Below are 24,476 nucleotides of genomic sequence, written 5' to 3'. Positions count from 1 at the left end.
ACAGCATACCTATTCAGTTCAACAAGAAACTTGATCAAGCTATTTTTTCATGTTGATCGTCAATTCAAAATTATTTTTATAGTAGGAAAGGATTTTATCATGAAAAACATAAAACGTATCCTTGCAGTCATAGGTGTTATCCTTCTTATCGGAATGTATGTCTGCACTCTCATATTTGCTCTGATCGGATCTCCTGCATCAGACGACCTGTTAAAAGCCTCTATAGCCGCTACGATTTTAATTCCGGTTCTGCTTTACGGGTTTATTCTGATCACCCGGCTTTTAAAAAATAAGAATGATCAGAACGATGATTAATTCATCAATTATATAATAACTCAACCAACTTTAAGGCTGCTGCGGTTTTTTCATGGCATTCATTTTCACCCATGTTGCCGCGCCGCCTTATCGCTTGTCTTTTCTTCAGGTATTCTTCCATCGTCATCATCCTTATTTCTGTCTCTCTGTCATTCCGGCGCATAAAATATACCTCCTCTTCTTGCTTTTTCAAAACCCGGTCTTATATCTTATGCTTTCTCTTTAAAAAATATTACAAAAGGATGGCGAAAACCATCGGCTTACACCATCCTCATTCTCATATATTCACTCTTTATTTCCCCCGGAAACAAAAGCCTCCGAAAGACAAAATCCATATACCTTTTACGAGAACCTTACTTTTAACTATGAATTAACGGTTACGATAAATAATATCATCTCTTCCCGGGCCGTTACTGATCATTGTAAACGGATATCCGACCTCTTTTTCGATAAACTCTATATAATTACGGCAATTTTCCGGAAGATCTTCGTATTTTCTGATTCCTCTGATATCTTCTTTCCAACCCGGAAGTGTTTTAAGAACCGGTTTTGCTTTTTCAAGAAGATGTGTTACAGGAAAATCTGTCGTTACCTCTCCGTCAATTTCATAACCTACACATACCGGAATTTCATCCAAGTATCCAAGAACATCCAAAACCGTAAATGCAACATCTGTTGTTCCCTGCATTCTGCATCCGTATTTTGAAGCGACACAGTCAAACCAACCGACACGTCTCGGACGTCCTGTCGTAGCGCCGTACTCTCCGCCGTCACCTCCGCGTCTTCTAAGCTCATCTGCTTCTTCTCCGAAAATTTCACTTACAAATGCCCCTGCTCCTACCGCGCTTGAATAAGCTTTACATACCGTAATTACCTGTTTAATCTCATACGGAGGAATGCCCGCACCGATCGCCCCGTATGCGGCAAGCGTGGATGAAGACGTTACCATCGGATAAATACCATGATCCGGATCTTTTAAGGAACCAAGCTGACCTTCCAAAAGAATATTTTTTCCTTCTTTCAAAGCATTATGTAAAAAGAGCGAAACATCGCATACATAAGGAGCCACCATATCTCTGTAGCTTACAAGTTCTTTATATAATTCATCAGGATCAATCAATGGTTTGTGATAAAGGTGTTCAAGCAATACATTTTTTTGTTCTGCTACACGAACCACTTTCTCCTTTAGCAATTCATCGTCAAAAAGTTCACTCACCTGAAAACCGATTTTTGCATATTTATCAGAATAAAACGGAGCAATACCCGATTTTGTCGAACCAAAAGATTTTCCTCCGAGACGCTCTTCCTCATAAGCATCAAAATTTTTATGATAAGACATCACCATCTGCGCTCTGTCAGAAACAAGAATCTTCGGCATCGGAACACCCCGATCCACGATAGACTTAACTTCCTTAAACAAAATCGGAACATCCAACGCTACACCATTTCCGATGATACTTGTTGTATGATCATAAAATACTCCTGACGGCAGTGTATGCAGCGCAAATTTTCCATAATCATTTACGATCGTATGACCTGCGTTTGCTCCGCCTTGAAAACGAACGATGATGTCAGATTCTTTACCAAGCATATCTGTAATCTTACCTTTTCCTTCATCGCCCCAGTTTGCACCAACTACTGCTTTTACCATTTCCATTCCTCCTGAACATCGTTGCTTTTAAATAATTATGAGCGGTACTTATGAATAACCGCAGTTAGAATTATACTATATTTTTCTTATTATGTAAAATGTTATTTCGTTTTTTATAAAAGGATCATAAAATTGTTTTGAAACAAAGGAGCCAATAGATTTTATAATCTGCTATTGTAATTGCCCTGAAAAAGTATTAAAATAACAGATACATTCAGGATGTTTCTCCATTATACAGACGGAGCACATCTTCTTACAGAAAGGAGAGTCAACAAATTGAAAAAACTTGTTAAATGGTTTAGTATCTTCGCTGTCATCGGAACGGCGATCGGGCTTGCCGTCGCGTATTTCTGCAAGAACAGTTCCGACATTCCAGAGGAAAATGATCCTGCCGAGACCGAGGATGATGACTTTGATCTTGATGCCGATCTTCAACCTGCATCCGACAGAGAATATGTATCTTTAAAAAAGACTGATGATGACACAGATGGCGAATCCGAATCACTTGAAGAAAAATAGTACAGAAATATTCCGTGTATTTACTATATTATACACAACTAAAACACGCCGGAACATAAGTTTCGACGTGTTTTTCTTTCTCAAAAGCAGAATCTGTTCAAACTGATTTGTCAATTTCCCTCTTTATTCCATGCTTCATCAAGCAGACGAGCCGCATGCAAGATTTTTTCATCGCTCATATTTGCATATCCTAACAGGATTACCGATTCGTTCTGTTCTCTGTCTTTTTCTCCCACATAATATTCTGACAGTCCGTATACTTTTACTTCTTTTTCTTCTGCCAAACGGATTAACTCTTTTTCGCTTCTTCCATCGCAAAAATGAAGAAGAAGATGTACTCCTGCATTTTCTCCCGACACTGTAAACTCTGTTTTCATTTCTTTTAAAGTGCTCAGTAAAACATCATGTCTGCTCCGATACAAAGCTCTTGTTTTGTTCAGATGACGTTCATAATATCCTTTTTCTATAAATTTCTGAAAAATAAGCTGATCTACTTTTGATACAGTAGAGCTGATAAATCCGCACTGTTTTTTATACAGCGAACATACTCTTTCCGGCAGGACAAGGTAACTCATCCTAATCGCAGGAGCTATAGATTTTGAAAAAGTTCCGATGTAAATTACCTTTCCGCTTCTGTCATATCCTTGCAAAGCCGGAATTGGTTTTCCTTTATAACGAAACTCACTGTCATAATCATCTTCTATAATAAATCTCTCTTCTTTTTCCTGCGCCCATTTCAAAAGTTCCATTCGCCGTTTTATAGGCATAACTATTCCAAGCGGATATTGATGCGAAGGCATCACAAATGCGATATCTGCATCCGATTTACGCAGTTCGTCCACACGCATTCCTTTGTCATCCATATCGACAGTACACACTTCATATGACAAATTTTTAAACAGACGATACGCCTGCTTGTATGTCGGATTCTCCAATGCGATTTTATGTTCACCTCCTAAGATCATTCCGAGAAGCATTAAAAGATAGTCATTTCCGGCTCCGACAATAATCTGCTCCGGAGTGCAATTTACTCCTCGGGCCTGATGAAGGTAACTGCATATAGCATTTCTAAGTCCATATTCTCCCTGAGGGCAGCCGAGACGAAACAGTTCTGCCTTATCATCCACAAGACACTCTCGGGATAATTTTCGCCATATATTATACGGAAAGCTTTTCAGATCCACTCCGCTCGGAGTAAAATCATACCGGTACTTTTGTTCCCGTTGTTCATTATTTTCTCTTTTATTATTTTCCTGCGCATCTATCTGAAACAATCCGTCAATCTGACAAACAAAATATCCTCTGTAAGGCTGTGCCTCAATATAACCTTCAGACAGCAGCTGTTCATACGCCAGTTCCACCGTACTTCTGCTTACTTCCAAATGTGCGCTTAATGCTCTTGTAGAGGGAAGTTTCTCTCCGCTTTGTATCCGTCCTTTTTTGATATCATCTTTTATATAGTCATATATTTGCTCATAGAGCGGGACTTTTTGTTCCGCTCTTAAATTAATCATTAATTCATTCATTCTGTTTTATTATAAACTACCATTTATTTTGGAAGCTTAAACGAGCTCTTCAATGATACGATTCTGTTAAACACAAGATGATCCGGCTCAGAATCATGAGAATCCACACAGAAATATCCATTTCTCACAAACTGGAAGCTGTCATATGCTTTTGCACCGTCAAAACTCGGTTCCACATAAGCATCTTTTATTATCGTCAGTGAATTCGGATTCAGATTCAACGATCCATCTTCTTTATTATATACACCCTTTTCTTCATCGATTAAGTTCTCATAAAGGCGCACTTCCGCTTTCTGTGCATACTCCGCCGGAACCCAGTGAATCGTTCCTTTTACTTTCCTTCCTGTAAAACCGCTTCCCGCTTTTGTTTCCGGATCATAAGTACAATGTACTTCTGTTATCCTACCGTTTTCATCTTTCACAAAACTCTCACATTTTACAAAATACGCATGCATCAGACGCACTTCATTTCCCGGGAATAAACGGAAATATTTTTTCGGCGGCTCTTCCATAAAATCTTCTCTTTCGATATAAAGTTCTCGTCCAAACGGAACTTTACGTATGCCTAATTCTTCATTTTCCAAATTATTCGCAACATCCAGATATTCAACCTGACCTTCCGGATAATTATCTATTATGAGTTTGATCGGATCCAACACAGCCATCATACGCGGTTTTTTCATCTTAAGATCTTCACGGATACAATACTCAAGCATTGCATAATCTACAGAACTCTGCGCTTTTGAAACTCCGCACAATTCGATGAACATCTTTATAGATTCCGGTGTAAATCCGCGGCGTCTCAATGCCGCAATCGACACAAGGCGTGGATCATCCCATCCGTCTACGATACCATCCTCTACCAATTTTTTGATATAACGCTTTCCAGTAACAACATTTGTCAAATAAAGTTTTGCAAATTCAATCTGTCTGGGCGGATTCTCAAACTCGCACTCTCTTACAACCCAGTCATACAATGGTCTGTGATCTTCAAACTCCAATGTACAGATAGAATGTGTAATTCCTTCAATCGCATCTTCGATCGGATGTGCAAAATCATACATCGGATAAATACACCATTTATCTCCGGTATTATGGTGTGTCATACGCGCCACACGATAAATAATCGGATCTCTCATATTTATATTCGGAGAAGCCATATCTATTTTAGCCCGAAGAACTTTCTCTCCGTCCTCATATTTTCCTTCCCGCATTTCTTCAAATAATTTCAGGTTTTCCTCTACAGAACGATTTCTATAAGGACTTTCTTTTCCGGGTTCTTTCAATGTCCCGCGGTATTCTCTCATCTGTTCTGCGGTAAGATCGCACACGAATGCTTTTCCTTTTTTAATCAGTTTTACTGCGCATTCATACATTTGATCAAAATAATCTGATGCAAAATATAGCCTGTCTTCCCAGTCCGCTCCGAGCCACTGAATATCCTCTTTGATTGAATCAACAAACTCCATTTTTTCTTTTGTCGGATTTGTATCGTCGAATCTCATATTAAATGTGCCGCCATATTTCTGGGCCAGTCCGTAATTAAGCAAAATTGATTTTGCATGTCCGATATGCAAGTAACCGTTCGGTTCAGGCGGGAAACGAGTAGCCACATGATCATATACTCCCTCCGCCAAATCTTTGTCTATTTCCTGCTCGATAAAATTCTTTGAAACAGTTTCGTTTTCCATTGTCTCCTCCTCTAATAACGCAAACATTCATAGCAATTATCTTATCATAAAATTAAGATATCTACAAGTACTCGGTTTACTTTGCCGCGTTGATGTGATACAATAAGCCCGCTGTCTAAAATATGTATCAACGCATTTCATTTTTTCAAAAGTATGCGCTATTTTTATTTTAGAACAAATTTACCTGATTACAAAAAACAAAGAAAGGCTTTTAGTTATGAAAAGAGAAAATTTTGGTTCACGACTCGGCTTCATCCTAGTGTCGGCCGGATGTGCTATCGGACTGGGCAATGTATGGAAATTTCCCTATATGGCCGGACAATACGGAGGAGCCGCATTCATTTTAATCTACCTGCTGTTCCTTGTGATACTCGGATTACCGATCATCGTATGTGAATTCAGTGTAGGACGCGCAAGCCAGAAAAGCATCGCCACATCTTATAACGTACTGGAACCGAAAGGAACGCGTTGGCATTTTACAAGATGGTTTGCAATCGCCGGAAACTATCTCCTTGTTATGTTTTATTCCATGGTCGGCGGATGGATGCTTTATTACTGCTTCCGGATGGCAAAAGGAGAGTTTGCAGGCATTGATTCCACAGTAGTTTCCGCAAAATATGATTCCATGCTGGAATCTCCTGTCACACTGACTTTTTGGACTATACTTGTAATTTTACTTGCTTTTTGGATCTGTAGCATCGGTCTTCAAAAAGGTGTCGAAAAGATCATGAAGATAACTATGCTCTGCCTTTTGGCAATCATGGTCGTACTTGCCATAAGGTCAGTTACTCTTCCGGGTGCAGCAGAAGGACTCAGATTTTACCTCATTCCGGATTTCGGAAAAGTACTCGAAAACGGGGTCGGAAACGTTATTTTCGGAGCAATGAGTCAAGCTTTCTTTACACTAAGCATCGGAATGGGCGGAATGGCAATCTTCGGAAGCTATTTAGATAAATCCCGTTCTCTCACCGGAGAATCTTTAAGCATCCTTCTACTGGATACTTGCGTTGCTCTTACTGCAGGTTTAATTGTATTTCCTGCATGTTTTTCATTTAATGTACAGCCGGATGCAGGTCCCAGACTTGTATTTATCACTCTTCCGAACATTTTCACTCAGATGCCGGGAGGACGAGTTTGGGGGGCTCTGTTTTTCCTCTTCCTTTTCTTTGCAGCCCTGTCCACGATCGTCGGCGTATTCGAAAACATTGTTTCCTTCGGGATCGATCTTTTTGGATTCAGCCGCAAAAAATCTGTCGGCATCAACATTGTACTTATTATTGTATTAAGTATTCCTTGTATTCTCGGCTTCAATATTTTATCGGGGATACAACCGCTCGGAGCAGGGTCGAACATTATGGATTTAGAAGATTTCCTTGTGTCAAACAATATCCTTCCTCTTGGTTCCGTTATATATCTTATGTTTTGTACACACAAAAACGGTTGGGGATGGAACAATTTCATTCAGGAGGCAAATGCAGGAAACGGATTGAAATTTCCTCAATTTATCCGTAAATATATGACATATATTCTTCCTTGGATCGTTGTCATCATCTACTTAAAAGGCTACTATGACAAATTCAGTTCTCAAAGCAACGTCGTCTTCGGCGTATGGATGGCTGTCGCATTTGCATTTCTTCTCCTTGTTTTTTCCGTCACACGGAAGCAAAAACAGACCAAACTATAATCGTTTTTATAAATTCGCTTTATTAAGTGCAGACAGTAAATAATATCAAAAGAAAGTTCTGTGGATCTCCAAAGAACTTTCTTTTTTACAGTAGCGAACTACATTTAATATTCTTTTGCAAATTCTACATTGCCCCGTTCAAAATATTTTCCCACATCAGCAAGGAGTCTTGCAAAATACAAACATACCGTCGGATCAATGTCCGGATGTTCCCTCCTCAAATCATAATTCTGTACACCGATAAACATTGTATGCGATGCCTTCCAATCCCTTTCCAATATCGGGAAGAAATCTTCAATATCTTCACATCCCGCATAAAAAAAGATATTAATATTATTTTTCATCGCATCAAAATACCGATAAAAATCCGGTAGTTTCACTCCCTCCATTACTCTGATAAAATGTGTCAATTTTTCCAATCCTTCTTTTAAATCTTCCAGTTCCTCTCTTCCTATTTTCATCTTTCCCTCCGCCCCCATAGCGAAAATCACCACTAAATTTTGTACAAGTATACCACACAATCAAAAAAAGAACAGAAAATGACAGGAATTCTTGCATTATTCTGTCTTTATCCTGCCATTTCATATCTCCGAGATACAAACAGGCGACACTGAACAACACTTTTTAATCACAGCCGGGCAGTCCTTTTTAAAACAAAAAAGAAATAATTATATAATTATATGAACGTCTTGTAATACAATTCTCTTGACAACTACTGCTGAATCGTTGTATATTTATCATGCATTTGAGTTACATATATGCTGTCTTGGCGCAGTCGGTAGCGCGTCGCCTTGGTAAGGCGGAGGTCGGGGGTTCAAGTCCCCTAGACAGCTTTCTGATTTTAATATATCGATTACTTCTGATTATCTATACAAAACAGGAGAGTTAGTATTTCACTGACTCTTCTTAAATTTCAAACAATTACTTTTTTTCCGATGATCCTATCACAACATTTCCGAATCAAGCAAAATCGTAAACGGACCATCATTGATCAAACTCACTTCCATTTCTGCTCCAAAGCGACCCGTCTGTACGACTGACACACTTTTCTTACTCTCTTCAATTATATACTCATATAACTGATTTGCTTTATCCGGCGCCCCTGCCTCAATAAAACTCGGCCGATTCCCCTTTTTACAATTTGCATAAAGCGTAAACTGTGATACAAGCAAAAGACTTCCGCCCACATCAGCTAACGACAAATTTGTTTTTCCCTCTGCATCTTCAAAAATCCGCAGTCCGATCATTTTCTTTATCATTTTATCCGCAACTGCTTCCGTATCTTTGTCTGAAACGCCAATCAATACGAGATATCCTTTTTCAATCTCTCCTATCACGCTTCCTTCCACTTTTACAGATGCCTGTTTTACCCGCTGTATTACAAATTTCATAACCTTTTACCCGCTTTCTCTATTTGAATTTCTCAGGCTCTTATTTCTGTTTTGAGCATTTTTTCTGTTTTTTTCTTAATTCTTTGAAGAGCATTATCAATCGATTTCGGACTTTTTTTCAACAATTCCGCGATTTTTTTATAATCAGTTCCTGTTAAGTGCAAATAAAGAACCTGTTCTTCCATCGGGCTTAAATTTTCTTTCAATCGTTCAATAAAAGCTTCTGTGTACTCTCTGCCAAAATACAATGCCTCAGGATCATTTTCCCGGTCAGGCTCTATCAGATCGATCAGAGGCAGTTTTGTACCGTTTTTATTCGTCTCGCTTTCTTCATAAAGTGAAATATAAGAATTCAGAGGCATATGTTTTTTTCGATTTGACGCCTCAATAGCGGTGTACATTTGCCGAAGTACACATGTTTCCGCAAACCCTGCAAATGACCTGCCCATGCCGCTGTCAAAATTTCTTACCGCCTTGATTAGTCCGATCATGCCTTCCTGAATAAGATCTTCTGTTTCTCCTCCGATCAGATACATTGCGCGTGCCTTCTTGCGGACCATCATTTTATATTTCTCCATCAGATAATCTGTCACATCCCGATCCCCGGAGTGCAGTTTTTCAATCAACTGTTCATCCGTCAGCTTTTCATATTGTTCCATCCTTTAAAACACCCTTCAAACACTGCTTTACATCTTATTTTGCAAGTCTCTGTCTGACAATCTCATAAGCAAGAACTCCGCCTGCCACGGAAGCATTCAGAGAGGTAATCTCGCCTTTCATCGGAATTGACGCAACGAAATCACAATTTTCTTTTACTAATCGGCTGACTCCATCCCCTTCATTTCCGACAACAAGTCCGATCGGTCCTGTGAGATTCATATCATACATTGATTGTCCGTCCATATCGGCGCAGACAAACCAAATTCCTTTTTCTTTCAATTCTTCCATTGTCTTTACAAGATTTGTCACTTTTGCAACCGGAGTATAATTCAACGCCCCTGCCGAAGTTTTCGCTACGGTCGCCGTCAAACCAACCGCTCTCCTCTTCGGAATGATCACGCCATGAGCTCCGGCAATATTGGCTGTTCTTATAATTGCCCCCAAATTATGAGGATCTTCAATCCCATCTAATACGATCAGAAACGGATCTTCTCCCCTCTTTTCCGCAAGTTTAAGCATATCGTCAATCTCTGCATAATCATAAGCCGCAGCGTAAGCAATTACGCCCTGATGCCTTCCTGTCTGCGTAAGTTGAGATAATCTTTCTTTTCCGACAAAATTCAAGATTGTTCCATGCTTTTTTGCTTCCCTGACAATCGTGCGTACCGGACCATCCTGACATCCGTCCAACACAAACAGCTTATCGATCGTCCTTCCAGAGCGAAACGCTTCCAGTACTGCGTTTCGTCCTTCGATCACTAATGTATGTTCTTTTGTTTCTTCAATTTTTTCAATCGTTTTTCTCTCCATTTTCCAATTCCTTTTCCATACTTTCCAGTCCGATCGTTACAAGCTCAACAAGCCGTTTGTACTCCTTTTTCAAGTAAAGATAACCCACTAACGCCTCAAACCCTGTCGCTCTTCGATAATCGGTGATCGACTGATTTTTTGCAGCCGAAACGCTCCTTGTATTCCTTCCCCTTCGATATACCGCATGTTCTTCTTCTGTAAGATGTTCCTGAATTGCCCGCATCATAAAAGACTGAGCAGACGCCTGCACATACCTGCTTGTCTCTTCATGCAGTTTATGCACCTGCCTGCCGCCTCTGCCTACCACTCTCATCTTAATAATAAGATCAAAGACACAATCTCCTATATAGGCTAAAACAATAGAGGAACTTGCTTTTGGGTCGGCCTGCTTCATTCCGGGAATCAGATCCATATAATACTCAAATCCATATCCTAAGCTTTTTTCCATTTTACTCCCTCTCGCGTATCTTCAAGAATAATCCCTTTTGCCAGGAGCTCGTCTCTGATCTGATCTGCCAGAGCAAAATTACGATCTTTCCTTGCAGCCTGACGTTTTTCTATCATCTCTTCGATTTCCGAATCTAACATTTCCTCTTCTTTTATAACGATAATACCCAAAACATCTGTCAGCAGACATAATCTGTCAAGCAGGTTTTGCAAATATTCCTTTGAGCTTGCTCCGTCGGCAGTCGTGTTCATATATTTGACAAGATCAAAAATAGCCGCTATCGCATCGGCAGTATTGAAATCATCATCCATTGCCCTTTCAAAAGCTTCTACATATTCTGATGATTTCTCAAACAATCTCTTCTCCGACTCTGTCATTTTCTCTTCTGACGTGTTTGAAATAAGGAATTTCAAGTTATCTGCCGCAGTAAGGATTCTCTCCAAAGAATTTTTTGCTGCTTCCATCAACTCTGCACTAAAATTAAGCGGACTTCTGTAGTGTGCACTCAACATAAAAAATCTCAAGATCTGAAGGTCATACTTTTCTCCGATCTCTCTTACTGTAAAAAAGTTACCGAGTGATTTTGACATCTTTTTATTATCAATATTAAGAAATCCATTGTGCATCCAATATTTTGCAAATTCTTTTCCGTTCGCGGCTTCGCTTTGAGCAATCTCGTTTTCATGATGCGGAAATATCAAATCCTCTCCGCCGGCATGAATATCAATTTGTTCTCCGAGGTATTTTTTAGACATCTCCGAGCATTCAATATGCCATCCCGGACGGCCCTCACTCCACGGAGATTCCCAGGCAGGTTCTCCCTCCTTTTTCGGTTTCCAAAGCACAAAATCAAGCGGATCTTCTTTTTCGTCTTCTCCTGTAACGAGAAGCGATCTTCCTCCCGACCTCAAATCATCCAGATTCTTATGCGAAAGCTTTCCGTAACCTTCAAACTTTCTTGTACGGTAATAAACCGTTCCGTTTTTTTCATAGGCGTATCCTTTTTCAATCAATGTGGAAATCATTTCCACCATGCCGCAGATTTCTTCTGTTGCAAGCGGATTTTTCGTGGCCGGTTTTACATTCATTGCTTCCATGTCTTTTTTACATTCCGCAATATATCTTTTCGATATCTCATCAGCAGAAACGCCTTCTTCAATCGCTTTTTTAATAATTTTATCATCTACGTCTGTAAAGTTTGATACAAAATTCACTTCAAATCCTTTATATTCAAAATAACGGCGTACTGTATCAAATGCGATCATCGGTCTTGCATTTCCGATATGGATAAAATTATAAACCGTAGGACCGCACACATACATTTTTACTTTGCCTTCTTCCAATGGCACAAATTCTTCTTTTCTTTTTGATAATGTATTATAAATCTTCATCATAATCTCCTTTCTTTTCCACACATCTTATCTCTTTCACAAGACGTTTCAATTCCTTATGCAATCTTAAATTTTCTTCCTGAAGCCTCTTAATATCCGACAATACCGGATCCGGGAGATGAATTTGATCCATATCGGATCTCGGAACTTTTTTATTATCCATTTTAACGATACGCCCCGGCACACCTACTACCGTACAGTTCGGGGGCACCTCTTCTAAAACAACTGATCCCGCCCCAATCTTTGAATTTTCTCCGATCGTAAAAGAACCTAATATCTTTGCTCCCGCGCTTACCATCACATTATCTTCCAATGTTGGATGGCGCTTTCCTTGTTCTTTTCCGGTTCCGCCAAGCGTTACCCCTTGATAAAGAGTTACGTTATCGCCGATCACCGTTGTCTCACCGATGATAACTCCACTCCCGTGATCAATAAACAAGCCGCGTCCGATTTTAGCTCCCGGATGAATCTCAATCCCTGTTTTTCGCGCCGCTCTTTGTGAAATCCATCTCGCCCAAAAATAATGTTTTTTAAATATAATTTATGAGCCACTCTGTATCTGAGTATTACACGAAAACTTGGATAAAGCAACACTTCCATATTTGATTTTATCGCGGGATCCCGTTCCCGCACAACTCGTATTTCTTCTTTAATATAAGATACAATACCCATTCTGTTCTCCCACAAAATATTTTTTACTTTTACCGGTTAAATAAAAACTTCGTCTCAGATCAGAGACGAAGTTTTTCCGCGGTTCCACTCTATTAAAAGATTTTTCTTTCACTCAACAGCCTGTAACGTATGCTAAACGAATCAGGCTACTTTTCATTCACCCGATCAGCTCCCGGACGCACTTCACAAACCATCTTTGTACAGGAATGCTTTCAGCCTCCGACATTCCCTCTCTGCGAACTTTCACAATCTGTTACTCTTTCCGTTCTCTGCTTTTTATTCTTCGACATATAATTTATATTATGCAAATTCCACATTTTTGTCAATACCGCTTTTCTTTCAAAGGCAATCAAAATCGCCGTTGCTTCTTTTTCTTTTGAGCACTTTTCCTCTCAGACAACCTCATTGAAATATACTCTTGTCAGTTTTTCTATTTTCTCTAACTCTTCACCAAGCTCAGCTGTACAGATCACGCCCTCTCTTTCACGCAGTTCTTCCAAATCGATCCTTCCAAACAAATATTCTGTCAAATCCGCTATCGGAAATACTCCTTGTGAATCTTCGGTCTCCTGTACATGTATTTCTTTCTCGCCCTGTACGCTTGTCAATTTCCATACACAGCTGTTTTTATACAAAATAGAGTCAAGCACAGCAAAAGAACATTCAAGAGTTTCTGTTTCATCGACGATCATTGCTTTTAAAAATTCAGGCAAACAAACAATTCTTGCCATAATCATAGACCGCATTTTACAACTTTTTTTATTTAAAGGAGCATAAATTCTCAGCGATTGCTGTACTCTGTTTTCATTTTGATCCGCTTTCCGGATATTGCTTTTATCCAACAGCATCTGCATCGACCGTTCAAATTCCCCTTCAAATTGATTCAGATACAACGGCTCTCGTACTTCAAGTCCTTCTTCTAAGGCGTAGGCATAAAACCCTTTCAACACACCGTTTTCCCGCATAAGTCTAACCCCGCCCTTTTCACTTTGCTGCTCCAATATCATCGTCTGATAATAGGCTGTATCTCGCTGAGCATATACTTGCCACGAATCCGAAAAATGTTCCTCAAAAAAATCTGCCATCTCTTCTGCGTCCCACAATCCCGCATCTGAAAATTCAAGCGTTCCTTCTTTCTGCGGCTCACTTTCACGATTTCTATCATCTGCTGTCTCATCTTTTTTGACTTCTTGCATGCATTGGTCATAAATATATCTAAAATCATAAGGTCTGTAAATCGCTTCTGCCGCAGGCATTAAAAATGTAAACGGCACTTTTTCCGAATGCATCCGTTCCAAAACAGTATTTAGCAGCGCCCGCATATATCCTCGACTGCGATATTCTTTTTTCGTTGCAACAGCGACAATATATTCTGACGGAAAGCTTTTATCCTCCAGCCGGATCCGATATGGATTCAACTGAAGCATTGAACAAATTCTCCCATCCTCTTCCACAACGTAAATTTGATTTTTTGCCGCTTTAATATAGTAATAATAGTCTAGGAATGCCTTCGTATCTTCCGGAAATATTTCTTCCCACAATTTTCGTGTCGCAATATGTTCGCTCTGCTCTAATTTACGGATGATCATTTACTCGTTCCTCCCGATGCGCGAACAACATCCTCCGCACATCCCACAATCCGAAGAGACATCCGTACTGCTGTAATTTGTATATTTCTCGATCGCACAAATCGCCTGAGAAGAAATCCCTTCTCCGTCCCCTGTAAACCCAAGTCCTTCCTCCGTTGTCGCTTTGACATTGACCTGATCGATCTCAATACAGAGTGCATCTGCAATATTTTGACGCATTGTATCAATATACGGGCGCATCTTCGGACGTTGAGCAATGATCGTCGCATCGATATTTTCAATCATATACCTATTCTCATCCAAAAGCCCTCCTACATGTTTCAGAAGCCGAATGCTGGAAATCCCTTTATATTCCGGATCGGTATCCGGAAAATGTTTCCCGATATCACCTAATGCCGCAGCTCCTAAAAGCGCATCCATAATCGCATGCACGAGCACATCTGCATCCGAATGGCCCAAAAGACCTTTTTCATACGGAATTTCCACGCCTCCCAAAATCATCTTTCTATCTTCCGCCAATCTGTGAACGTCATATCCCATACCTACTCGCATGCTCATCTCTCCTCATAATCATTTTCTATCTCTGTTTCCGTCTCTTCAATAAATTCTTCCATTGCCAATTCAGGCTCCTGATTTTTTCCACCTTCTTTTATCATTTCATCTTCTGCATCTTCCTCGTTTTTGTCATTTGGCTTTTCTGCCTCTTTTTTCACTTTATCATCCGATTGTTCTGTCTCCGATCCTGCCTTATAGCCTGATTTTTCCGTTTCTCCTTCTGCTTTATCATCTAACTTTTCTGCCTCTTTTTCGATGTTATTACCGGACTGTGCTGTTTCCTTATCTGTTTTCCCCTGCTCTGCTTCTTTTTTCATTTCCTCATTCGGACCAATTTCCGGCAAAACATTTTTTCTTCTTTTTCGATCCGCCTGATCTTTTCCCGCATCGAATGCCTCTTTATCTTCCTCTTCAATCCTATGATCTTCTTTTTTCAGATCAAACATTTTTTTCACATAATAAATAGCATAGGCTAAACCGATCAATATAAAGATTACAGACATCACACACATAAAAACCATATTATTCGGTTTTTCATTTACCATTTCAATCAACATCCTTATCCCAAGCCAAGCTAAATATCCTCCTAAAACAATCCGAAAGGTATACCATGCCTTTTTATTCATTTTCCTCTTCCTCCGTAATTATTATATGCTTTATTGTAACATATTTTTCTTTTTTCTTAAAGCAACTCGTGACATACTCCCACCGCCTAAAGAGGTGAGGACTTCTCACGAATCTGTGGAAATTCTTTTTCAGAAGTCTGTGGCTGCACTTTTATGAACATTTATAAATTTACTGATTTCAGACTTCGGATGTGCTTTAAAAAGAATATGATCTTTCATCATTTCGACTGCTTATATAATATCATATCTTTGTGTACTTATGAATAATATATAACTCAATTCCTTCCCCTCTTTAGAAGTAGAGGATTCCTTGTAAAAGGTAGGTTAAAAAACATATACCTGCACCTTTTTAAAATTAATGGAAAACAGATTTCCGAAAATGAACATAGAAACTGGATTTTACTCTTACATTTACCTTAAAAATTAAAAAATTTAAAAATAAAAATTTTTTTAAAAAAAGTGTTGACATTTGATGAAAAATAATAGTATAATAGCGAAGCGGGTTACGGAAAAGCTTCTGAAACCCAAAACAATATGGGGTCTTAGCTCAGCTGGGAGAGCATCTGCCTTACAAGCAGAGGGTCATAGGTTCGAGCCCTATAGGCCCCATAACTTACAAATATTCGGAACATTTTGTTCAAGTTATGGCGGAATAGCTCAGTTGGCTAGAGCACACGGTTCATACCCGTGGTGTCGCTGGTTCAAATCCAGTTTCCGCTACTAATAAAAACTCCAAGATATTTTCTTGGAGTTTTTATTATATTCTTTTCCTTTTCATCTGTTGTTATCCCCCTCACCCCTCTGCTTTTTCTCACTTTTGAACATAAGTCTGCCCCCCCTCCTGCTCTGACAATATTAAATGATCATACAAAAGCAGAGCATACACTCGCATATGCCCTGCTTTTGCATTACTGACTTTTTACTTAAAATATTTTACTCCGGATTCAAAAATCTTAAGATCCTGCTCTCCATAAATATTAATCGCAACAGAATTACCCCTTCTTTCAGAGTGAGCCATTTTTCCGAGCACTCGACCGTCCGGACTTGTGATTCCTTCAATCGCGTGATAAGATCCATTAACATTCCATTCTTCATCCATCGTAATATGTCCTTCAGGACTACAATATTGTGTCGCCACCTGACCATTCGCAAACAACTTGTCAATCCATTCTTCACTCGCAACAAATCGTCCTTCTCCATGAGACGCAGGATTTGTATATACGCCTCCGAGTTTTGCCTCTGCAAGCCATGGAGATTTATTTGTAACCACTTTTGTATAAACCATCTTCGATATATGACGTCCTATTGTGTTATACGTCAAAGTCGGAGAATCATCGGTCTGTCCGACGATCTGTCCATATGGAACGAGTCCAAGCTTGATCAAAGCCTGAAAACCATTGCATACGCCTAATGCAAGTCCGTCGCGTTCATTTAGCAATTTATCTACCGCTTCTTTAATCTTTGCGTTTCTAAACGCTGTTGCAAAGAACTTTGCCGATCCATCAGGTTCATCTCCCGCACTAAATCCACCGGGGAACATAATAATCTGCGCTTTAGAAATCGCTTTTTCAAACTCTTCCACCGAAGAACGGATGTCTTCTGCATCTAAGTTTCTAAACACCTTCGTAATCACATTTGCACCGGCTCTCTCAAAAGCCCTCGCACTGTCATACTCACAGTTTGTACCCGGGAATACCGGAATAAACACCGTAGGCTGTCCGATCTTATGGCTGCACACATGCACGGTTGAAGCATCGTATAACTTTTCCTCTACCGGTATATCCGAACTTTCCGCTGATTTTGTTGCAAATACTTTTTCAAGCGGTTTTGTCCATGCATCCAGCGCATCATCCATACCGATCTTCACATCGCCATATGCGAACGCCTTTTCATTTGTCACTTCACCGATCAAAGTATATTCTCCCACAAGCTCTTCAAACGTGTCTGCTTTAACCTCTGCGACGATATCGCCAAATGCAGGAGCAAAAATCGCATCTTTATCCAAACTGCTTTCAAGACATACACCCATTTGATTTCCGAATGCCATTTTGCTGACTGCCGAAACAACACCATGTCTGTCAAGCGCATAAGCCGAAACAACTCTTCCATTTCTGATATCTTCTGTAAACTTGCTATACTGTTCCATAATCCGGCTATAAACAGGAAGGTCATACTCATCACGAGCCGCTTTCAGCCACACAAGCTTATTTCCTGCCTCTTTCAATTCCGGCGTAATAATTTCTTTTTCTACTGCCATATCTACAGCAAACGAAACCAAAGTCGGCGGAACATCTATATCCTGAAATGTTCCGGACATACTGTCTTTTCCTCCGATCGACGGAAGTCCGAATCCGATCTGTGCCGCATAAGCTCCAAGAAGCGCTGCAAAAGGCTGGCTCCAACGTTTTGGATCTTCTGACATTCTTCTGAAATATTCCTGAAACGTAAATCTGATCTTACTGTAATCTCCACCTGCCGCAACTATCTTGGCAACCGATTCAACAACCGCGTAAGCTGCGCCATGATACGGACTCCAACTTGAAAGATACGGGTCAAATCCATAACTCATCATAGACACACTGTCAGTTGTTCCGTTTTGCACGGGAACCTTTGCTACCATGGCCTGTGTCTCTGTCATCTGATATTTTCCACCGTGAGGCATAAAGACCGAGCCTGCGCCGATTGAACCGTCAAACATCTCAACAAGTCCTTTCTGAGAGCAGACATTCAAATTGCTTAATACATCCAGCCATTTTTCCTTCACATCACTTACTGCTGTTTTAACAAATAAACTTTCTTCTTGACGAGGTATTTCCACTTCTACCGCCGTTTCCTGATGCGCTCCATTCGTATCCAAAAACGCTCGGGAAAGATTGACAATCTCTTTTCCTCTCCATACAAGAACAAGTCTTGGCTCTTCTGTAACAACCGCTACTTCCGTCGCTTCCAGATTCTCTTCTTTCGCATAGGACATAAACTTCTCTACATCTTTTGGATCTACAACAACAGCCATTCTTTCCTGGGATTCCGAAATTGCAATTTCTGTTCCGTCGAGACCTGCATATTTCTTCGGCACTTTATCAAGTTCAACCCGGAGACCATCTGCCAGTTCGCCGATTGCCACAGACACTCCTCCCGCACCGAAATCGTTGCATTTTTTAATAAGGCAGCTTACCTCTTCACGGCGGAATAATCTTTGAATCTTACGCTCTGTAGGCGGGTTTCCTTTCTGAACTTCCGCACCGCATGTTTCGATCGACTCTTCTGTATGCACTTTAGACGAACCGGTCGCACCGCCACAGCCGTCACGTCCTGTACGTCCGCCAAGCAAAATAATAATATCTCCCGGATCAGAATTCTCCCGGATTACCGCCCTTCTCGGAGCCGCTCCCAATACCGCTCCTATTTCCATTCTTTTTGCAACATAATCAGGATGATAAATCTCTTTTACAAGACCTGTAGCCAATCCTATCTGATTTCCGTAAGAACTGTAGCCTGAAGCCGCTCCCCTAACAAGTTTTTTCTGCGGAAGCTTTCCTTTTAATGTTTCTTCTACAGATACTGTCGGATCTGCAGCTCCTGTCACTCTCATTGCCTGATATACATATGTACGACCTGACAGCGGATCTCGAATCGCACCGCCAAGACATGTAGCCGCGCCGCCAAACGGTTCGATTTCCGTCGGATGATTATGCGTTTCATTTTTAAAGTTGATCAGCCACTCTTCTTCTACGCCGTCCACTTTGATCGGAACCACAATACTGCATGCATTGATTTCATCTGATTTTTCCTGATCCTGAAGTTTTCCTTCTTTTTTCAATCTGCGCATTGCCATCAACGCCAGATCCATCAGGCAGACAAACTTGTCCTCTCTACCAGCGAAAATCTCACTATGATCTTTCAGATATGCTTTATATGTATCCTCAATCGGTTTCTTATAAAAACCTTCATTAAAAGATACTTCCTTCAACTCTGTCGAAAATGTTGTATGACGGCAATGATCGGACCAGTATGTATCAAGAACTCGGATCTCCGTCATCGTCGGATCTCTATGCTCTTCATCTTTATAATAATTGCGAATATGAAGAAAATCTTTAAAAGTCATTGCCAGCCCCAATGAACTATAAAGCTTTTCTAGTTCGTCTTCCTTCATTTCTTTGAATCCTTCAAATACGATCACATCTTCCGGATCATCAAAAACCGTCACGAGTGTTTCCGGTTTTTCTTCTCCGGCTTCTCTTGAATCAACCGGATTGATACAATGATTCTTTATCGCCGCAAATTCTTCTTCCGAAATCGTACCTTCGATCACATACGTCGTTGCCGTATGGATCACCGGTGTTTCATCCTCTTTAATAAATCTTACACACTGTTCTGCCGAATCAGCTCTTTGATCAAACTGTCCCGGAAGATACTCTACCGAAAAGCTGTGATCCGCATCAGACATATTAAATGTCTCTTTATAAAGAATATCTACAGGCGGTTCTGCAAATACCCCCTGACATGCCTTTTCAAAAGTTTCATCTGAAATATTTTCCACATCATATCGAATCAGCACACGCACTCCCGTCACATCTGTAATACCGAGATAATGGCGGATTTCATGACCCAGCTCCTTCGCAGCAACAGCAAACTCCGGCTTCTTCTCTACAAATACACGTTTCACATTACTCATATGTTGTCTCCTCCATTTTTAACTGAAAACCTCTGTTTGTATCGTACCACACTTCACATCATTAGTATAATTAATATAACTAAACTTTCTAATAAGCAATACTAATCATTTTTCTTTTTTCCTGTTTTTTCTTTTACTTTTCGACTGTTTTCTCTCCATCTCATATAAAGACTTAACAGAAAAAGTATTACAAGAATCCCGGCAAATAGGCTTCCGACTCTGAATGCCATATCATAAAAAAGACCTTCGGGAAGCATTCGGATCATAAAATCTTCCGCCGGATCAAACAGCCAAAGATCATTGTCAAAAAAGATATTATGAAACTGTACAAATACTGAATTAAAATCAATCGCCGCGGCAATTCCGATCCCTGCTGTCGGGATCAAAACAATCCCCACTGCCACCTGATATGTCTGTGGAAGGATCTTCTTAACATCCGCGCGACACATATATAGAATCAAAAGGGAGACTGCTGCCGCCACAAGCGCCGCAGTTCTCAATCGCAGCCCTCCGGCAAAAATATCTCTGACCTCTCTCATATGAAACCTATCCTGTTCATTAAAAAAATCTTGTCTTTTCCCCTCCACTTCTGTGATAACAGATAATGTTTCCTTATCTCCCCGCAAATAATCCATCATTTCACGTGTCACATACATTGCATCATCCATCGTCATATCCAATTCATCCAACACTTCATACTTTTCATATTCTTTGCGGTAAACACTCATATCCGAATACAGAACAATTTCAAAAGAAGAAATCAAAATTACAAAAATGATTAATAATGAAAAAATCACCCCCGCTGTCCACTGAATAATTTTCTTGGTTTTCCCATTCATTCTACGTCTCCCATACATCTCACTTTTTTATGAATCTCAAACAATAATCTTCCTGTCACCGCTCTACTATCCTCCAAATTTATTGTAATTTTATAAAATATATCTTATAATACCTGTAGTATTTATTAGGAGGTCTAATAGTGATCGATATTAATTATGAACTTTACAAAGTTTTTTATCACGTTGCTTCTACTTTAAACTTTTCAGAAGCATCCAAACAGCTCTATATTTCACAATCCGCAGTCAGCCAGTCTATCAAAACATTAGAGAGAAAACTAGATCAGACACTTTTTATCAGAAGTACAAAAAAAGTTCAACTGACTCCCGAAGGAGAAATTCTTATGCGGCATGTTGAACCCGCTATGAATCTGATTCAAAAAGGTGAAACCCAACTTCTCGACGCGGCATCAACCGGAGGGCAAATACGCATCGGTGCCAGCGATACTATATGCCGCTATTTCCTGATTCCTTACTTAGAGCGCTTTCATAAAGCATTTCCCGGCGCGCATATCAAAGTAATCAACCAAACGTCCATGAAATGTGCCGAGCTTCTGCGAAACGGACTTGTAGATCTTACTGTTGTAAACTTTCCGAACAATCACCTCGGAACAACAACTTCCGTTATGCGCATCAAAAAATTCAGAGACGTGTTTATCGCCGGAAATACTTTCCAAAAACTAAAAGGAGAAACTCTGACTTTCTCCCAACTGTTGAAATATCCCATCTTAATGCTGGACAAAAACAGTACGACCAACGAATTTCTTCATCAGGTATTTCAACAACATCAGCTCGATCTTGTTCCCGAAATCGAACTTACGAGCAATGATCTGCTGATCGATCTGGCACGCATAGGATTAGGCATTGCTTTTGTGCCGGACTATTGTATTTTCCCTGACAGCGAAGACGTATTCATCCTGCACACAAAAGAAGAACTTCCCGAGCGCGAACTTGCTATCGCATACAACGAACACCTTCCGCTCTCACGTGCCTCAATGGAATTTTTGAGTTACTTCCGTGATAAAACATGCTAACATTCCCAAAATTCCTGCATGTAACTCGTCAAACTTTCCGCAGTACAGTGTCGGGCATTACTCCATTCTCTGGGAAATAATTCCCGATACCTTCCTGTGGAAAACCGCTCATCGAGCAAAAGGATCAGTCCTCTGTCTTTTTCTGTCCTGATCACCCTTCCTGCAGATTGAAGCACTTTATTCATCCCCGGATAGAGATATGCATATTCAAAACCATCTGAACCGATTCCGCTAAAATACTGTTTGACAATCTCCCGTTCATTACATACTTGAGGAAGTCCTGTTCCAACAATGATCACACCGATCAACTTATCTTCCGGCAAATCTATCCCTTCAGAAAAAATTCCTCCCATCACGCAAAAACCGACAAAGCTTTCTTCCCTTATCTCATCGAACTCTTTAAGAAACACCTCTCTGTCTTCTTCACTCATAAACGGAGACTGAACAGCAGAAGAAATTTTTCCGCACTTTTCCGAAAAAACACTATGCACTTCTTCCATTACCCGATAGGACGGAAAGAACACCATATAATTTCCCTTTTTCGCATCTGCTGCACCCACAATATATGACGCAATCCGCCGGTACATCTCCGGCCCACGCTGTGTATATCTTGTACTCACATCTCTTCCGATCAAAAGCAGCCGACTGTCTTTCGGAAACGGAGAATCCGCATAGATCGCATAATCATCTGTTTCAATCGATAAAAGCTTTTTATAATAACGGACCGGAAGAAGCGTTGCCGAAAAAAAGACCGTTCCGATACCATATTCTAAATATGCCTGTAAATTCACTGCCGGATTTACACAAAAAAGCTTTACCATAAATCTGCCGTCTTGCTGATACTCACTATATATAACATAATTTTCATCCAGAATATCATGAATATTTAAAAACTCTCTTACTTTAAAATACAATTCTAAAACTTGATCCCGTTTATCCGATTCGGAAGATTTCTCAAAAAAACGTTCCATCTCCGCCAAAAGATTCATCAATTTTATCGCCAGATGAGAAACACTTTCAAGCACTCTATATTCTTCACATTCTCTCTTTAATAAAAGAAACTGTCGGTTTACTTCGTCTGCTTTTTTTGAAAGAATCGGTTCTTTAACACGCATCATTTTTTTCAATTCAAGGAAATCTTCTTTATACAACCGGGCACTGTACATTTCCCTTCCTCGTTCGACAAGATTATGCGCCTCATCTACAAGAAAAATATATTTTTTCCCTGCATTTTCAGAAAAAAAACGTTTCAAATGTGCCGTCGGATCAAACGCATAATTATAATCACATATAACTGCATCTACCCATAACGAAACATCCAATGACATTTCAAAAGGACAAACCATATATTTTTCAGACTGATTTTCAATCACGTCTCTTGTAATTTCATTGTAATTCATTATCAGATCATACACTGCGTCATTCACGCGGTCAAAATGACCTTTTGCATATGGACATGAAACAGGATTGCATTCTGTCTCCTCACATTTACATATCTTTTCTTTCGCAGTAAGCGTAATCACTTTCATCTGCAGACCTTGTTCTCCCAGTATCCGAAACGCCTGTTCCGCAACAGTTCTTGTAATTGTTTTTGCCGTCAGGTAAAAAATCTTTTCTCCCAGCCCCTCTCCTATCGCTTTTACCGACGGAAACAAAGTAGATATCGTTTTTCCGACTCCGGTCGGAGCCTGAAGAAACAGCTTCTTTTTCCGTAATATAGTACGGTAAACCGCCGCTGCCACCTCTCTTTGCCCTTCCCTGTAAGAAAACGGAAATTCAACCAATCGAATTGACGAATTCCTCTTTTCCTCCCACTTAATCTGAAATCGAGCCCATTTTTCATAACTACTGATCAATTCTTCAAACCAGCATTCCAATGCTTCATACGTATAGTGTGATAAAAATCGTCGAATCTCTTCTGTATCCAAATTGCAGTATGTCATCTGAATACCGATTTCACGCAGGCTATGCTGCTTTGCATATATATACGCATAACATTTTGCCTGAGCAAGATGGACATTCACCGGCTGTTCGATCAAACTCAAATCACGCAAAATACCTTTAATCTCATCTATAATTACTTCAGATGTATCCCCTTTTATAATAACTCCGTCTGCCCGCCCCTCAACTCTAAGATCGAATTCTCCACATGGAATCTGAAGCTTCATCGCTGTTTCCGCATGATAATCCGATCCCATCTGCCGTTGTATTTTTCTGTGAAGCCTTCCGCCCATAGCCATAACATCTTTATCTGACATTCCTATTTTTCGATTATCGATATCGCCTTCCCGCAAAACAAATTCAACTAAATCTCTCACGGAAATACGAACAATCTTCACTTCTTCTTTCAATAATATCTCTGCCCGTTCTGTCACTTCGTATTTCATCAAAATTTCGGATATT

Annotated in this window: 20 protein-coding genes, 3 tRNA genes, 2 pseudogenes and 1 other annotated feature; of the genes and pseudogenes, 7 read left to right on the top strand and 18 right to left on the bottom strand. The window is 40.0% G+C overall.

Annotated features, from left to right (window positions below):
• Positions 1-99 precede the first annotated feature (99 nt).
• The gene (locus RUMTOR_RS04085) at positions 100-315 is read left to right on the top strand and encodes a hypothetical protein (protein ID WP_004845851.1); all 216 of its coding nucleotides are present in this window, start codon (positions 100-102) and stop codon (positions 313-315) included.
• 4 nt (positions 316-319) lie between these two features.
• On the opposite strand, the gene RUMTOR_RS13215 is transcribed toward RUMTOR_RS04085, so the two are convergent.
• Both RUMTOR_RS13215 and RUMTOR_RS04080 read right to left on the bottom strand, forming a co-directional pair.
• The gene (locus RUMTOR_RS13215; RefSeq protein WP_207634930.1) at positions 320-508 is read right to left on the bottom strand and encodes a hypothetical protein; all 189 of its coding nucleotides are present in this window, start codon (positions 506-508) and stop codon (positions 320-322) included.
• A 177-nt stretch (positions 509-685) separates the two neighbouring features.
• Positions 686-1,966 carry an adenylosuccinate synthase gene (locus tag RUMTOR_RS04080; protein ID WP_009242195.1) on the bottom strand — a complete coding sequence of 427 codons (1,281 nt, stop codon included), beginning with the start codon at positions 1,964-1,966 and terminating at the stop codon, positions 686-688.
• A 276-nt stretch (positions 1,967-2,242) separates the two neighbouring features.
• Here RUMTOR_RS04080 and RUMTOR_RS04075 point away from each other — a divergent pair, with 276 nt between their 5' ends.
• Positions 2,243-2,485 (top strand): hypothetical protein, encoded by a 243-nt coding sequence (locus tag RUMTOR_RS04075; RefSeq protein ID WP_009242196.1) that lies wholly within the window; start codon positions 2,243-2,245, stop codon positions 2,483-2,485.
• Between the two features lie 110 nt (positions 2,486-2,595).
• Here RUMTOR_RS04075 and pdxR read toward each other — a convergent pair whose 3' ends face one another.
• Entirely contained in the window at positions 2,596-4,011 is a 1,416-nt protein-coding gene (gene pdxR, locus RUMTOR_RS04070) for a MocR-like pyridoxine biosynthesis transcription factor PdxR (RefSeq protein ID WP_004845847.1), read from the bottom strand.
• Positions 4,012-4,034: 23 nt separating this feature from the next.
• The gene (locus RUMTOR_RS04065; protein ID WP_044997943.1) at positions 4,035-5,702 is read right to left on the bottom strand and encodes a glutamine--tRNA ligase/YqeY domain fusion protein; all 1,668 of its coding nucleotides are present in this window, start codon (positions 5,700-5,702) and stop codon (positions 4,035-4,037) included.
• 217 nt (positions 5,703-5,919) lie between these two features.
• Here RUMTOR_RS04065 and RUMTOR_RS04060 point away from each other — a divergent pair, with 217 nt between their 5' ends.
• A complete protein-coding gene (locus tag RUMTOR_RS04060) occupies positions 5,920-7,386 on the top strand; it encodes a sodium-dependent transporter (protein WP_004845845.1) in 1,467 nt (488 codons plus the stop codon).
• A gap of 104 nt (positions 7,387-7,490) precedes the next feature.
• On the opposite strand, the gene RUMTOR_RS04055 is transcribed toward RUMTOR_RS04060, so the two are convergent.
• Complete coding sequence (locus RUMTOR_RS04055; RefSeq protein WP_009242199.1) at positions 7,491-7,847, bottom strand: hypothetical protein; 357 nt, start codon at positions 7,845-7,847, stop codon at positions 7,491-7,493.
• A 299-nt stretch (positions 7,848-8,146) separates the two neighbouring features.
• On the opposite strand from RUMTOR_RS04055, the gene RUMTOR_RS04050 reads away from it, so the two are divergent.
• Positions 8,147-8,219: transfer RNA gene (locus RUMTOR_RS04050), tRNA-Thr, on the top strand.
• A 111-nt stretch (positions 8,220-8,330) separates the two neighbouring features.
• Here the strand turns inward: RUMTOR_RS04050 and dtd are convergent.
• The 10 genes and pseudogenes from dtd to RUMTOR_RS12885 form a co-directional block, all read right to left on the bottom strand.
• The gene (dtd, locus tag RUMTOR_RS04045; protein WP_004845843.1) at positions 8,331-8,777 is read right to left on the bottom strand and encodes a D-aminoacyl-tRNA deacylase; all 447 of its coding nucleotides are present in this window, start codon (positions 8,775-8,777) and stop codon (positions 8,331-8,333) included.
• Positions 8,778-8,809: 32 nt separating this feature from the next.
• The gene (gene sigH / locus RUMTOR_RS04040; protein ID WP_004845842.1) at positions 8,810-9,436 is read right to left on the bottom strand and encodes an RNA polymerase sporulation sigma factor SigH; all 627 of its coding nucleotides are present in this window, start codon (positions 9,434-9,436) and stop codon (positions 8,810-8,812) included.
• A 34-nt stretch (positions 9,437-9,470) separates the two neighbouring features.
• Positions 9,471-10,247: a 23S rRNA (guanosine(2251)-2'-O)-methyltransferase RlmB gene (gene rlmB / locus RUMTOR_RS04035; protein ID WP_004845841.1), complete on the bottom strand. Its 777-nt coding sequence runs from the start codon at positions 10,245-10,247 to the stop codon at positions 9,471-9,473.
• Positions 10,228-10,695, bottom strand: a complete 468-nt coding sequence (locus RUMTOR_RS04030) for a Mini-ribonuclease 3 (RefSeq protein WP_004845840.1) — start codon at positions 10,693-10,695, stop codon at positions 10,228-10,230. The genes rlmB and RUMTOR_RS04030 overlap by 20 nt, the downstream gene beginning before the upstream one ends.
• Entirely contained in the window at positions 10,680-12,086 is a 1,407-nt protein-coding gene (cysS, locus tag RUMTOR_RS04025) for a cysteine--tRNA ligase (RefSeq protein WP_009319818.1), read from the bottom strand. Before cysS ends, RUMTOR_RS04030 begins: the two co-directional genes overlap by 16 nt.
• Positions 12,073-12,758, bottom strand: a pseudogene (epsC, locus tag RUMTOR_RS04020) (serine O-acetyltransferase EpsC). Before epsC ends, cysS begins: the two are co-directional and overlap by 14 nt.
• A 58-nt stretch (positions 12,759-12,816) precedes the next feature.
• Positions 12,817-13,037: a binding site (T-box leader), on the bottom strand.
• Between the two features lie 113 nt (positions 13,038-13,150).
• Positions 13,151-14,347: a GNAT family N-acetyltransferase gene (locus tag RUMTOR_RS04015; protein WP_004845835.1), complete on the bottom strand. Its 1,197-nt coding sequence runs from the start codon at positions 14,345-14,347 to the stop codon at positions 13,151-13,153.
• Positions 14,348-14,899 (bottom strand): 2-C-methyl-D-erythritol 2,4-cyclodiphosphate synthase, encoded by a 552-nt coding sequence (gene ispF, locus RUMTOR_RS04010; protein WP_009242204.1) that lies wholly within the window; start codon positions 14,897-14,899, stop codon positions 14,348-14,350.
• A gap of 2 nt (positions 14,900-14,901) precedes the next feature.
• Positions 14,902-15,528: a putative sodium/potassium/calcium exchanger gene (locus tag RUMTOR_RS04005; protein WP_004845833.1), complete on the bottom strand. Its 627-nt coding sequence runs from the start codon at positions 15,526-15,528 to the stop codon at positions 14,902-14,904.
• A gap of 118 nt (positions 15,529-15,646) precedes the next feature.
• A pseudogene (locus tag RUMTOR_RS12885) lies at positions 15,647-15,738 on the bottom strand (IS200/IS605 family transposase); the annotation flags it as partial.
• A 326-nt stretch (positions 15,739-16,064) separates the two neighbouring features.
• On the opposite strand from RUMTOR_RS12885, the gene RUMTOR_RS04000 reads away from it, so the two are divergent.
• Together RUMTOR_RS04000 and RUMTOR_RS03995 are read left to right on the top strand one after the other, a co-directional pair.
• Positions 16,065-16,137 (top strand) — tRNA-Val (locus RUMTOR_RS04000).
• A 37-nt stretch (positions 16,138-16,174) separates the two neighbouring features.
• A tRNA-Met gene (locus RUMTOR_RS03995) sits at positions 16,175-16,248 on the top strand.
• Between the two features lie 199 nt (positions 16,249-16,447).
• Here RUMTOR_RS03995 and RUMTOR_RS03990 read toward each other — a convergent pair.
• Together RUMTOR_RS03990 and RUMTOR_RS03985 are read right to left on the bottom strand one after the other, a co-directional pair.
• Positions 16,448-20,203, bottom strand: a complete 3,756-nt coding sequence (locus tag RUMTOR_RS03990; protein WP_004845830.1) for a phosphoribosylformylglycinamidine synthase — start codon at positions 20,201-20,203, stop codon at positions 16,448-16,450.
• Between the two features lie 101 nt (positions 20,204-20,304).
• On the bottom strand, positions 20,305-21,042 hold the full coding sequence (locus RUMTOR_RS03985; protein ID WP_004845829.1) for a TIGR01906 family membrane protein: 738 nt from the start codon (positions 21,040-21,042) through the stop codon (positions 20,305-20,307).
• A gap of 140 nt (positions 21,043-21,182) precedes the next feature.
• Between RUMTOR_RS03985 and RUMTOR_RS03980 the strand changes: the two genes are divergently transcribed.
• A complete protein-coding gene (locus RUMTOR_RS03980) occupies positions 21,183-22,073 on the top strand; it encodes a LysR family transcriptional regulator (protein ID WP_022003131.1) in 891 nt (296 codons plus the stop codon).
• Here RUMTOR_RS03980 and RUMTOR_RS03975 read toward each other — a convergent pair.
• Positions 22,070-24,460 carry an ATP-dependent DNA helicase gene (locus tag RUMTOR_RS03975; protein WP_004845827.1) on the bottom strand — a complete coding sequence of 797 codons (2,391 nt, stop codon included), beginning with the start codon at positions 24,458-24,460 and terminating at the stop codon, positions 22,070-22,072. The genes RUMTOR_RS03980 and RUMTOR_RS03975 overlap by 4 nt on opposite strands.
• Positions 24,461-24,476: the final 16 nt, after the last annotated feature.

Origin of the sequence: [Ruminococcus] torques ATCC 27756 (assembly GCF_000153925.1) — a bacterium.
GTDB classification, from domain to species: Bacteria; Bacillota; Clostridia; order Lachnospirales; family Lachnospiraceae; genus Mediterraneibacter; species Mediterraneibacter torques.
This window is presented reverse-complemented; position numbering and strand designations above follow the sequence as displayed.